This window comes from Bacillus sp. V3B (assembly GCF_024494465.1).
Taxonomy (GTDB): domain Bacteria; phylum Bacillota; class Bacilli; order Bacillales; family Cytobacillaceae; genus Bacillus_BD.
The window spans coordinates 33,320-46,341 of record NZ_JAETXM010000029.1; the positions used below are offsets into that span (position 1 = coordinate 33,320).

General features: G+C 37.6%; 8 protein-coding genes and 1 pseudogene. 8 read left to right on the top strand and 1 reads right to left on the bottom strand.

Annotation, left to right across the window (positions count from 1 at the left end):
- Positions 1 to 1,404 carry an efflux RND transporter periplasmic adaptor subunit gene (locus JMM81_RS19860; protein WP_256243279.1) on the bottom strand — a complete coding sequence of 468 codons (1,404 nt, stop codon included), beginning with the start codon at positions 1,402 to 1,404 and terminating at the stop codon, positions 1 to 3.
- 384 nt (positions 1,405 to 1,788) lie between these two features.
- On the opposite strand from JMM81_RS19860, the gene JMM81_RS19865 reads away from it, so the two are divergent.
- The 8 genes and pseudogenes from JMM81_RS19865 to JMM81_RS19905 form a co-directional block, all read left to right on the top strand.
- Positions 1,789 to 2,709: a DMT family transporter gene (locus JMM81_RS19865; RefSeq protein ID WP_256243280.1), complete on the top strand. Its 921-nt coding sequence runs from the start codon at positions 1,789 to 1,791 to the stop codon at positions 2,707 to 2,709.
- Between the two features lie 542 nt (positions 2,710 to 3,251).
- Entirely contained in the window at positions 3,252 to 4,262 is a 1,011-nt protein-coding gene (locus JMM81_RS19870; RefSeq protein ID WP_256243281.1) for a TRAP transporter substrate-binding protein, read from the top strand.
- Between the two features lie 214 nt (positions 4,263 to 4,476).
- On the top strand, positions 4,477 to 5,265 hold the full coding sequence (locus JMM81_RS19875; protein ID WP_256243282.1) for an SDR family NAD(P)-dependent oxidoreductase: 789 nt from the start codon (positions 4,477 to 4,479) through the stop codon (positions 5,263 to 5,265).
- Between the two features lie 30 nt (positions 5,266 to 5,295).
- Positions 5,296 to 5,793: a TRAP transporter small permease gene (locus JMM81_RS19880; RefSeq protein WP_256243283.1), complete on the top strand. Its 498-nt coding sequence runs from the start codon at positions 5,296 to 5,298 to the stop codon at positions 5,791 to 5,793.
- The gene (locus JMM81_RS19885; protein WP_256243284.1) at positions 5,790 to 7,073 is read left to right on the top strand and encodes a TRAP transporter large permease; all 1,284 of its coding nucleotides are present in this window, start codon (positions 5,790 to 5,792) and stop codon (positions 7,071 to 7,073) included. The genes JMM81_RS19880 and JMM81_RS19885 overlap by 4 nt, the downstream gene beginning before the upstream one ends.
- A gap of 202 nt (positions 7,074 to 7,275) precedes the next feature.
- Complete coding sequence (locus tag JMM81_RS19890) at positions 7,276 to 7,539, top strand: hypothetical protein (RefSeq protein WP_256243285.1); 264 nt, start codon at positions 7,276 to 7,278, stop codon at positions 7,537 to 7,539.
- Positions 7,540 to 8,735: 1,196 nt separating this feature from the next.
- Positions 8,736 to 11,480, top strand: coding sequence for a hybrid sensor histidine kinase/response regulator (locus JMM81_RS19895; protein ID WP_256243286.1), 2,745 nt, complete (start codon positions 8,736 to 8,738; stop codon positions 11,478 to 11,480).
- 89 nt (positions 11,481 to 11,569) lie between these two features.
- Positions 11,570 to 13,022, top strand: a pseudogene (locus JMM81_RS19905) (response regulator); the annotation flags it as partial.

The window sequence follows — 13,022 nt, forward strand, 5'->3', positions numbered from 1 at the left end:
CTATTCCTCCCCGATGATCCGAACTTGGTTGCCATCACTTAGTGTCGTTTGACCTTTTATCACGATCATCGAGTTTTCCTGAAGTCCCTCACCCTCGATTGCGGTGAACTCCGTTTGAGCTTGAATAATCGTAACAGGTATCTTCACTGCCTTATTCTCTTCCACCCTATAAAGGAAGGTTTCATCACCTTGCTCGATCACCGCATCCGTTGGAACCAGCAAGGATTCTCCGACAACTTCTGATTCATGCTGCACTTTTGCAATCATACCCGGTTTGATGGTGCCACCCTCGTTTTCAACCGATGCTTCGAGTAAATAGAAGCCTGCCTGATCGGCAACGTTGGAAATATATTGAATTTTAGCGTTGTATGTTTGACTCAAAGATGGGATTTCCACTTTGACTTCTTCGTCTTTTTTAAATAAGGCTAATTGATCTGCACTTAGTAGCGCTTCTGCTTTGATATTTTGGACATCGACAATTTGTGTAAAAGGAGTGCTTGTATTCACGAATTGCCCGACCTTTGCATGGACTGCTGTTACTTCACCAGATGTTGTTGCTACAATGTTAAAATGATCGAGCTGATTTTGAGCTTGTTGGATGCGCAGGTCATTGGAATCAACGCCTACTTGCGCTTGTTTGATTCCGACATTGGAAAGTTCTAATTGCTGATCAGCATTTAATAATCCCACTTTCGCTTGTTCTAAAGCCTGCTCCATCAGTTGGATTTCTGTTTGTTTCGCAACAGCATCATTTTGCAGTTGTGCTTGTTCGAGCGCTATTTTTGCCTGTTCTAAGACACTTTGCACTTGTTCAAATGCTTGCTCGGAAACCTCACCGTTTTCATATAACTCTTCCATTCTATCAAAATTGATTTGCGCATCTTCCAAATTTATTTCGGGTTGCTGTAGACTTAATCCTGAATTATCAGGCCCTTTCGTCTGACCGTCTTTTACTTTTTGTAGATTGGCTTCTGCTTGCTTCACACCGTCTTTGGCATTTTGAACGGCTGCTTCTGCTTGTTTCTTAGAGAGTATTGCTTGTTCATATTGATTTTGTGCGTTTTCCGCAGTCGTTTCTTCCATTTGTATGGCTAACATTTGATCTGAATTATTGAGTACAGCTAGAATGTCACCTTTCTGAACTAGATCACCTTTCTGGATATTGACTTTTATAATTTCCCCTACTGTTTTCGGGTATATATCAACCGTTGAATCTGTAACGACTTTAGCAATAACTTCATTTGTAATGGTAAGGTTCCCGTTTGTGATTGCCCCTACTTGAATCGGTGTTTCTTTCACCACTTGCGTTTCTTCGCTTGAAGCATTTTTAGTTGAGCATGCGCCAAGAATGAGGGAAACGGATAGGCCGCCTGCCAAGAATACGTTGCGATAGTGCTTTTTCATGTATATGATTTCCTCCTTGATTTCTCGTAGCCTTGCAATATCTTTATTCTATTTAAGATGTCCTGTTGGTTATTATTCATCGGTCTAGCTCGTTTAACTCTATCGAATGACTAGTCAGTCAACATTAGTAGATCATACTATTCTTCAGGATATTTGACAACAATATTCAGGATGTAACCTAATATTGTCAGAAAAGAAATGGTTCCATAGAAAGATGTCAGATTTTATCATGATCTGGGTTTAGATATAGAAGGTTCAGTGAGGTTGTTTCACTGAATCTTCTGTTTCGCATTCCCATTTACTGGATAGTTCCTGGCACGTGTCAAATTTACAGAAAAGTGATAAAGTATTGATAAATAAATCTGAAAGGTCGTCTTGCCTATTATGCGTTCGATGAAAATTTATATCATTCTTCTTGGATTGATGGTCATTTGGGGATTCAACATCTCCATCCTTAAACTTGTTGTTGAAAATATAGCACCGATCACCGTTACGGCGTTTAGGATTTTCATTGCTGCAGTAACCGTTTTTCTCATTCTTGGATTTACGAGTCATGTTCGGTTCCCCCGTAAAAAAGAATGGGGATACATACTAGCAGGGTCTTGTTTGAGTGTGGTCTTTCATCATTATCTTTTAGCAGAGGGTTTAACGAAAACATCTGCTACAAATGCTGGTTTAATTTTAGGAATGGGGCCTCTATTAACGGTTCTTTTATCGATGTTATTTTTCAAAAAAAGACCAACGATCATTGCTTTATTAGGATTTATTCTTGGGGGAACAGGTGTCAGTGTGATCGTTTTGTTTGGCAGTGGGCAACTACAATCCGTTAATCTAGGCGATTTGGAAATTTTCATTGCCATTCTATCTCAAGCAGGCAGTTTTATTTTAATTAATAAAGCGGCAAAAACGATGGATTCGATGCTTTTAACCTCTTATATGTTGCTGATTGGTTCATTTGTTCTTTTTGCCATCAGCTTATGGGTGGAACCAAATGGCATGGCAACTCTTGTAGCGGCAAAACCTTCATTATGGGTGGCTTTCATTCTATCAGGGATACTGGCAACCGGGGTCGGGCAAGCCGTCTATAATCGCACCATTGGTCAGGTCGGAGCTGCGGAATCATCTATCTTTCTCAACTTAAGTACCTTCTTCTCTGTTGTCGGAGCCGCGGTACTTCTTAATGAAACGATTATAATGGCTCATTTCATCGGATTATTACTGATCGTTTCAGGAGTACTTCTTGGTTCAGGAGCATTAGAATCATTGGTTCTGCAACGACGAATGAAAAGAAAAAGATTCATTTAACCAAAACGTCCTAATGTAATGGCTTTATTCTTGTAGTACTCGTGTGAAATGGATTAACATTTCTACTAGAACCATTAAAAAAGGAGAGCTATCGTGCTCTCCTTTTCTTGTAGTATATAATTCTTCGGATACTTAACTTCGCTTAAACAAACGTTTGATTAAACTCCATCATGATCAGGAGATTTCCAATTATCTGGATGGTGCCTGGCACCTTAAATTGTTATATTTAAAATAGTTGGAAAATTTTGTTGATTTAGACTTTTATTTTAACAAATTATAGGATAATATAATAATTATCAATAGACGTAGCATACTCGATTAGTCAAAACTAACAAAATGAAAACGTGTTCTCCTATCGTTAGTAACTAAATGATATTTTTCATCCCTTGAAAAATTTTCATAATATTTTAATAATTACTATACTAAGCTATTCGCTATAGTAGGATGTGAGGTGACAAAAATATTGTAAGAAAGTACCATTAATCGAAAATACTATTATATTTCATGGATTTAATGAACAAAAAATATAAGGGGGCTTTAACATGAAAAAGACAAAAAAAATGTTTAGTTTAGCGATTGCAATGATTCTATTAATCTTAGCAGGCTGTGGTGGCGGAAGTTCAACTTCAAACGCTGATGAAAGTGGCGAAAAAACATATAATTTTAAAATGACCCATGTTACACAACAAAGTCATGCTTGGCATCTATTCGCTGAAAAATTTGGAGAAGAATTGAACACACGCTCGGATGGTCGAATGAATTTGGAAATCTATCCTGCAGCACAACTTGGACCTGAAAAAGACATGGTTCAACAACTTGAAACAGGATCTTTAGAGTTTGCTATTTTAACAGGTCCCTATTTAGCTACGCGGGTCCCTGCTTTCGATGCATGGAACATGCCGTTTTTATTCCCAACACTTGAAGACGCATTAAACGCTACAGATACAGAACCAGCTCAAAAAATGTTAGAGCAATTAAGCGATCAAGGACTTACAGGCTTAGGCTACATGCTTTCAGGAAACCACCATCTATTATTAAAAGGTGACCCAATCAAGTCTGCTTCCGACTTAAAAGGTAAGAATATTCGCATAACTGGCGGTCCAGCTGTTATCGACTTTTGGAAAAGCACGGGTGCAAGTCCGGTTGCAATGGGCTTAAATGAAGTATATTCAGCATTACAAACGGGTGTTGTTGATGGGGTATCTGTTGATCCAAGTGGACTAGCTACTGAAAAATTCCAAGAAGTATCTGATTCTTATGTTTTAACAAATCAAATGGCATTTGGTGGTGTAATTGTTGCGAGCTCAGCCGTATATGACAAATTGTCAGCTGAAGATCAAAAAATCGTTGATGAGGCAGTAAAAGCAGCAGAAGCCTGGGGGAAAGAAGAATTACTTCGACAAGATAAAGCAAATCTTGAATTACTAAGAAAAGAGTTAAATGTTGTAGAACTAGAAGATACTACTAGCTTTGATGAATTAAAACAAGACATCTATGACGAATTTTCTGGAGACCCGTTAATTAAAGAATTCATTGAATTGAACTCAAAGTAACACGCATAATACCTTACCTTAAATGATTGTGATTGGGCTGTCCCAAAAGCAAAGGTCAAAATCACATCTAGCATTCTAGCTAAATATAATTTTGTGGCTATCCGACATCTGATAGGACAGCCCCCTCATAATCGTTTTGATTGATTCTAGCAAAGAATACACAAACTAAAAAATAGACTTTCAGTATTTTAGTAATCGTAATGGAGGATTATATATGGCAGAGAGAATGAGAGAAAAAGTTGCCCTGATTACAGGTGCTGCAGGTGGTCTCGGGTTAACATCTGCCATTCTTTTTTCAAAAGAAGAAGCTACAACGATTATCATGACTGATGTAAACGAAGATCATATGAAACAAGCTGCCAGAGAAGTAGAGAAAATGGGGAAATCTCAAGTATTAACTTATAAACTAGATGTCTCCAATGAACAAGATTGGAAAACTATCATAAATGACCTTGAAAATAAAGTTGGAAAAATAGATGTCCTCGTCAACAACGCTGGTATTAATAAGCGTGACACGTATCAGAATTGTTCATTAGAGGATTGGAATCATATCATATCAGTCAATCAAACGGGTGTTTTTCTAGGAATGAAACATTGTTTAGAGTTGTTAAAAAAATCCGGAAATGCCTCCATTATTAACCTTTCATCCATAACAGGCATGACAGGATATTTTGCCGTCGCTTATACAGCCAGTAAATGGGCCGTACGCGGAATGACAAAGTCAGCAGCAATGGAATTTGGTGAATTTGGTATAAGAGTGAACTCGATTCATCCTGGTTTTATTTGGACACCTTTCAACGAATCCATAAACGATATTATTTTAGCCTCAAACGAAATGAATGCATTAGGGAGAGGCGGAGAGCCAATGGAAGTAGCGAATGCCATCCTTTTTTTAGCATCAGATGAATCCTCTTTTATGACAGGATCTGAAGTCGTTGTGGATGGAGGCTTAACTTCTGGTGGACAATTTAAGTCAATTGCTAAAAGATTTGATATTTACTAGAAGGATTTAGCGATAAAGGGGGGTGTGGGTATGAAAGCCATTCGTATCTTAAGTGATACAGTCTATAAGGTCGAAAAAGTCCTGGCCAATATTATATTAACGATTATGTTAGTTTCCTTGTTCGTAGGAGTTGTTTCACGTTATGTCTTTAATGCACCCATCGTATGGACAGGAGAAGTTACCCTATTTACTCTCGCATGGATCACCTTTATCGGTGGGAGTATGAGTATTAAAATGAAACAAGCTGTCGCAGTTACCCTTTTGACAGATTATTTAAGAGGATACTTCAAAAAGAGAGTCATTACGGTCGGGCTTTTCGCTTGTGTGATATTCACTGTGGCCTTATCTTATTTTTCTATTCAATGGATCATGAATCCAATGATCTTAATGCAAAAATCCGATGCTCTACAATTACCAATGATTTATCCCTATTTAAGTGTTCCTGTTGGAATATTGTTCATGACGGTCCACACGATTCATATTTTTATCGAATCTCTACAAGCTCCGATTGAGGAGGCGACTAAATGACAATCGTATTAGTCCTTTTTATCCTATTATTATTGCTCAGGGTCCCGATTTCATTAGTATTAGGAATGATTAGTTTCCTATTCTTATTTGTGAGTAACAATGAAGGAATGTTAGTCAATGCTCCTCAGCGTTTATATTCATCATTAGAAAACTACGGATTAGTAGCGATCCCTTTATTTATGCTAGCAGGAGAGTTAATGAATTCAGGCGGGATCACGATTCGCTTAATCAAATTTGCACAAAGTTTTGTGGGGCATTTTCGCGGTGGTCTTGCTTATGTAAATATTCTTGCGAATACATTTCTCGCAGCCATCATTGGTTCTGCTTCAGCTCAAATCGCGATGATGAGTAAGATCATGGTTCCAGCAATGGAAAAAGAAGGCTACAAAAGGGAATTTGGTGCAGCCACAACAGCTGCTGCTGGGATGCTTGGTCCCATTATTCCTCCTAGTATGTTGTTTATCATCTATGGGGTAAGTTCTGGAACGTCCATTGGAGAACTATTTATGGCGGGAATTATTCCAGGTATTATCATCGCAATCTCTTTTATCTCATTAATTGCTTATATTGGCTATAAAGAACAATGGCAGCCCTCTCCTAAAGTTCCATGGAAAAAAAGAGGAATTTCTTTCATTCAAGTGCTACCGGCACTTTTAGTACCCGCTATCTTAATTTGGGGGATTGTCACAGGGGCCTTTACGCCAACAGAATCAGCCGGAATCGCGTGTGTGATTGCCTTGGTTATTGGATTCTTTTTCTATAAAGAACTTAAGTGGAAAAACCTACCTAGTATCATGGTTAATACAGCGATTTCAACTGCAATTGTTACGTTATTAATATCGATGGCGAATTTGTTCGGAATGGTCTTAACGTTTGAACGTATTCCACAACTGATTGCTGAATGGATGACATCTGTAACAAGTAGTGCGATTGTGTTCCTTTTAATTGTTAATATCTTTTTCTTAGCGCTCGGTATGTTAATTGAAGGGATTGCGATCCTTATTATTTTAACACCTATTTTCGCACCTTTACTGCCACAATTTGGTATTGATCCAGTCCATTTTGGTGTAATCGTTTGTTTGAATATCACAATTGGAATTTTGACTCCACCTGTTGGATCTGGTTTGTTCTTAGCGTCATCGCTAGGAAAGGTTAGACTTGAGTCGTTAGTAAAAGCGATTTGGCCATTTGTTATTGTTTCGATTACGGTATTGCTCTTAGTCACATATATACCAGATCTAGTCCTTTGGATTCCTTCTCTATTTGAGGCAGGATCATAAGATCGAACAACATATTTTGTTTTTAATTTAGCTGCACCCCAAGTAAATAGGTAATCAAAAATAATCTCTATCTTTTAGATAGGGGTTATTTTTCGTTTAGTGCAGTCCTTTACTTCCAATTATTTGGATGGTGCCTGGCACCTTTGAGCATAATAATGATTGGAAATAACAGTTCCAAATAATGATTGTGGAGGCTTTTTCTATGAACCAACAAAATCAACAACAACAACAAGATCAACAACAGCAACAATTACAACAGGCACAACAAGAAGTCAAAAAAGCACATCAACAACTGCAGGTAGAGGATCAACAATTATTAGATGCTCAGCAACAGGAACAAATAGAAATTCAACAATTACATCAAGCACAGCAAAAAGTTCAACAAGAACAACAAGACGTCCAAAATGCGCAAGAAAAACTTCAACAAGCACAAGCTGCTGCCATGAGTCTCCAAGACAATCAGTGAAATGTTACGCTGCATGAAGGGTTACTACGAAGGGGCCGAAAAACAGTTTGTCTAAATGTATTTAAATCTATTCATAATTATTTAAAATACCTACTCAATCTGTTCTATTACGAACAGATTGAGTAGGTATTTTTTGTAGTATTTACAAGGTATCGAAATGAGTAGAGATCACTATTTTTACAAGAAGATAGGCCGGAGACAATCCTTTTCGCACTTGAAACGGGTTATTCCTGCCAACAAGACCGTCACACTGATTCATGGTCTTGATTGGGGAAAAGATAAAAACTCAGGTGTGGCAATTTTAAGAGAATCTACTTATTTAGATAGGTTTAATTAGAATTGATGAGTAAAATCAAAGCGGTTTGTCCGATGAACCAACCCCCTCCTTCTTCATGAACTTTAAAGCTCTTCTTCCAATTAATTGAATGATGCCTAGCACCTATAAAATCCCTATTACATCATGTATAATATAAAAATAATAAAAAATAATCGAGGGCTACCAATACTCGACTAGAGCAACTACATCCGGCATGAAGATCGGCTGACCGATTCATTATAGAAGAAGGTTGTCTAAAATTGGTAAATCCCCTACATTCTTTGGTCGAGAGCGGAAGGAAGTTACTTCTTTTTCTGTTGATGACGAGTGCGATGATTAGCAGGATCTTTGTTAACGTCGAAGCAAGAAAAATGCCAAATGGACAGAACCTATTCATTGTTTCTTATGTCACCATGTCACCCCCCTTCCTTACAAGGAGTGCCTACCTTTCATCCGCTTTACGTAGTTGCTAGTATTGATTGTAACCATTTTACTAGAAAAAATATTGATTGAAATGATAAACAGGAGAGCTAATCACAATCAAATTCGCCCCTCCGAATTTGCGCCCGGATTTTTATCGAGCTCTATAAATGACCTTTAAAAAATCCGAGGCATCCGCCGGAGGCTTAACTTCATTCAGCTGGGGTTTGAACCCCCACTGAATCAGAGAGCTTTTTGCATTCATCCCCCACTTACAGAAGTGGAGGACTTCTGTACCTGTCGCAAGCTTTCGGTACAAAAAGCATTTGCTGAATGAAGTTAAACAAGATTTATAGGATGGTCACAAATCGCAATGCACAGTGACACAGACTATTTTGGAATTATTTAATAGGACGAGGAACCTGTCCCCATGTCCTGCTAGAAATGGAGAAACTCATCAATGGAGAAAAAAACAAGTTCCATTAGGGGAATTATTAGCATTTCTTTTATCGTCCTAATGGTAAGTACGCTCATTACAATCGGCTATATCATCTTTTCTAATTGGCACACATCTTCAGAGAGTATTATATTAAAAATGGAGAATGCCTCAAATAAAGATATACTCAAAGAAATTGAGAACTTTATTCACGTTCCATACAATATGAGTCAAATCAATCATACTATCATCGCGAATGGGATTGTCGATCTTAATAACAAAAATGAACGAGATGCTTTCTTTGCAAGCACCATCAAGTCAAGCAATGAGAATATCTATAGCTTTAGTTATGGCTTAGAAAATGGCGATTTTTACGGAGCTCGTAGAAATAGCAACAATGACATCGAACTCTATCGAAGTAATGCTGAAACAAATGGACACTCTTTTTATTACTCGATAACAGAGGATATGACAGAAGGAAGGTTTGTGGAGGATTTTGGCAAGTTTGATCCCCGGACAAGACCATGGTATAGCTTAACAAAAGAGGCCGGTAAACCAACTTTTGCTCCTCTATACAAGCATTTTATAAAGGATGACTTAGTCCTTAATTCTGCCTATCCGATTTATAATAAAGAAGGGAATCTTCAAGGTGTATTAGGTACACGTATCACTCTTTCAAGTCTAAACGAATATTTGAAGGAGGTCGTAACAGATCGGATGGCAACGGCTTATGTTGTGGAAAGAAACTCGGGTGAATTGGTGGCAAACTCACTTGATAGCCCATCCTTTCAATCCCTTTCCAATGGCACCTATAAAAGAATTTCAATCGATACCATTGAAAACAAAGCCATCCTAGAAGCCTATGAAAATTATAAAAAAACAGCAGAAAATAAAGTAATTAAAAAAACAGAAAATGGTAACCTTCATATCAAACTAACGGAGTATAAACAAGACGGAATAGATTGGTTAATCATTACCGCGATTCCCGATGGTCAGTTTACAGCTAAAATCAATAAAAACATTCAAACGGCTATTGTATTATCGATTATGGCCCTGCTTCTATCGATGATCATCTATAAAAAAATGACAGATGTGATTTTAAGACCGATTCATAATTTAATACAAGTAGCAGAAAAGTTTTCAAAAGGAGAACTGCTGCAGAGGGCCAAAATCTATAAGAATGATGAAATTGGGAAGCTATCCCATGTTTTTAATATTATGGCAGAACAATTATATAAACATATTAATCATCTAGAAGAAAAAGTCAAAGAGAGAACGACTGAAATCGAAAAAGCCAATATGGAGTTGAAATATGCCAAAATAGAAGCAGACAAAGCCAATGAAGCCAAAAGTGAATTTCTAGCGAATATGAGTCATGAAATTCGCACACCGTTAAATGCGGTCATTGGTTTTAGTGAACTTCTCTCAAATACAATTAAAGACGAGAAACAGCAAAACTATATTAAAACCATTAATATTGCTGGAAATAGTTTGCTCCTTATTATCAACGATATTCTCGACCTTTCCAAAGTTGAAGCAGGAAAAATGGATCTATATTATAAACCGATAAACATGAATGCTATTTTCAAAGAAGTTGAAACGATTTTCATGCAAAAAGTTCATAGTAAAGAGATTGAGTTTTTAGTAGATATTCAGGACGACCTTCCTGAACTCATCCTATTTGACGAAGTAAGAATTCGGCAGATCTTATTGAATTTAGTTGGGAATGCTGTTAAGTTTACTGAAAAAGGATATGTAAAGCTATCCATAAAAGCGCTGCCTTCGAAGATGAACGACATGAGCAGTGTCGATCTTCACCTTTCTGTTGAAGATACAGGCATTGGAATTCCTGAAACGGAAACAGAAAAAATATTTGAAGCTTTTACCCAGATATCAGGACAAAGTATCAAAAAATATGGCGGCACAGGTCTTGGACTTTCTATTACCCAAAAGTTAGTAGAAATGATGAACGGAAAAATCTCTATTGAAAGTGAAGTCGGCAAAGGAAGTATTTTTCATATTGAGTTTGCCAATGTCCAAATTGCTACCACTGAATCGCTACCCGAAGAGATGGACAGCTCTTACTTTTGGAAATACAAGTTTGCAAATGAAACCATACTTATCGTAGATGATATCGAGACGAACCGCTTTTTATTAAAAGAATTGCTTTCAAAAGCTGGCATTCGTGTTATTCTAGCTGAAAATGGAGATGAAGCTCTTAAAGCTTGCGAGTTGGAAAAACCAGGTTTGATCATAACTGACTTGGTAATGCCAGTCATGGATGGGTTTGAATTCTCTACTAAACTGAAAGAAAACCTTGAAACAAGAGAGATTCCCATCATCGCTTTAAGTGCATCTACTTTACAGGACTTGCCTGAAGGTAGTGAGTTTGATGAGTACTTAATGAAACCTGTGAATACAGCACAGTTGCTACGGAAAATATCACAATTCATTCATAAGGAAACGTGTGAAGATCCTGACATGCCCTCCAAAAACGAGGGTGTACACATGAACGGAAATACCGTTGACCCTGAAGTACTGGCTGATATAAGGGATCAATTGGATCCTTTATTAAAGAAATTAGAAACCTCTATCATCATTGGCAGTGTGAAAAACTTAGCCCAACGGTTAATCTCATTAGGGCAACAACACCAATCGGAGTTTATTACAGCCGAAGGGAAAGAACTAATGAGCTATGCAGAATGCTATGATATTGTTAACATCAAATTAAAATTAAGACAAATTGAAAAAATACTATCTAGAGGATAATCGAGATGAAAAACAGAAGCAATGATCTAGTATTAATAGTTGATGACAATCCCAATAATATTCAGGTGTTGGCTACCATTATGGCGGAGTGCGGTTATGAGCTCGGTATTGCACAGAATGCACATGAGGTTTATCAATTCCTTAAAGAAAACACGCCAGAGCTTATTTTATTAGACGTTGAGATGCCTGATATCGACGGGTATGAAGTATGTTGTACGATTAAAGCGGACCCAAAATATAAAGAGATCCCAATCATCTTTCTAACGGTTAAAAGTGAGATGGAGGACATTGTGAAAGGATTTGATTTAGGGGCCGTTGATTATATGACCAAACCTTTTAATAGAAAAGAACTGATTTCTAGAGTACGAACCCATATTTCTCTCAAACGGTCTAGGGATGAACTCGCCAAGAAGAATCAGGAATTGGAGAATGTTTTACAGGCTAGAAAAAAACTTGAGGAAGAAAAAGACCTGTTAACTGCGGAGTTACTACAGCACCGTAATTTACTTGAAAAAAAGGTCGAAGAGCGAACAAAGGAACTGGCAAACGCCAATGAGAGAACTCTCAAAATCATTGATAGTATTACAGATGGTTTTGCCGCATTTGACAAAGAATGGAGATATATTTACGCAAATGATCATCAATTTTTTCCTGATCATCTAACCGCAAAAGATGTATTAGGCACAAATCTATGGGATGTTTTTCCGAAAATGGTTGATACGGTCTGGTATAAAGAATTTCATCGAGCGATGACAGAAAGGATTCCTGTCCAGTTCGAAACGCCGTCAGCTTATCATGATACATGGTATGAAGTAACGGTTTACCCATTTGATAATGGAATTTGTAGTTTTTTTAAGGATATAACGGAAAAGAAGAAATATGAGAAAGAAATGAAACGTCTATCGGGGCTAGACTTAATTGGGCAAATGGCGGCAGGGATCAGTCATGAGCTTCGAAATCCGATGACGACGGTTCGCGGGTTTTTACAGTTTTTGAGCACAAATGATGATTGTATAAAGTATAATGAGTACTTTACCTTAATGATTGATGAGCTTGACCGGGCGAATTCAATCATTACCGAATTCCTCTCAATGGGTAATACAAGGTCAACCGATTTGCAGGAGTTAGATTTAAATGTAATCATACATGATATAGTTCCCTTACTTCATGCGGATGCATTTAACCAAAGTAAACAGATACAGTTAGAAATCAATGAGATTCCTATTTTACGATTAAACCGGAATGAGATCCGTCAATTAATCCTGAACCTATACCGTAATGGCTTAGAAGCCATGGACCAAGGGAAGGTTCTAACGATCAGAACGTACAAGGAAAAGGACCATGTTGTACTTGCAGTGGAGGATCAAGGAGAAGGAATTAAACCTGAAGTATTAGAAAGATTGGGTACTCCATTCTTCTCAACGAAGGATAATGGGACTGGCTTGGGATTAGGTGTATGTTATGCGATTGCTGCCCGTCATCATGCAAAAATTGAGATTCAAACAGGACCAGAAGGCACGACCTTTTTTGTGAAATTTGAAT

Bases quoted from the DNA above. Each gene is read 5' to 3' on its own strand.
- JMM81_RS19895 (WP_256243286.1), top strand. From the start codon at position 8,736: ATGGAGAAAAAAACAAGTTCCATTAGGGGAATTATTAGCATTTCTTTT.
- JMM81_RS19860 (WP_256243279.1), bottom strand. From the start codon at position 1,404: ATGAAAAAGCACTATCGCAACGTATTCTTGGCAGGCGGCCTATCCGTT.
- JMM81_RS19865 (WP_256243280.1), top strand. From the start codon at position 1,789: ATGCGTTCGATGAAAATTTATATCATTCTTCTTGGATTGATGGTCATT.
- JMM81_RS19875 (WP_256243282.1), top strand. From the start codon at position 4,477: ATGGCAGAGAGAATGAGAGAAAAAGTTGCCCTGATTACAGGTGCTGCA.
- JMM81_RS19870 (WP_256243281.1), top strand. From the start codon at position 3,252: ATGAAAAAGACAAAAAAAATGTTTAGTTTAGCGATTGCAATGATTCTA.
- JMM81_RS19880 (WP_256243283.1), top strand. From the start codon at position 5,296: ATGAAAGCCATTCGTATCTTAAGTGATACAGTCTATAAGGTCGAAAAA.
- JMM81_RS19890 (WP_256243285.1), top strand. From the start codon at position 7,276: ATGAACCAACAAAATCAACAACAACAACAAGATCAACAACAGCAACAA.
- JMM81_RS19885 (WP_256243284.1), top strand. From the start codon at position 5,790: ATGACAATCGTATTAGTCCTTTTTATCCTATTATTATTGCTCAGGGTC.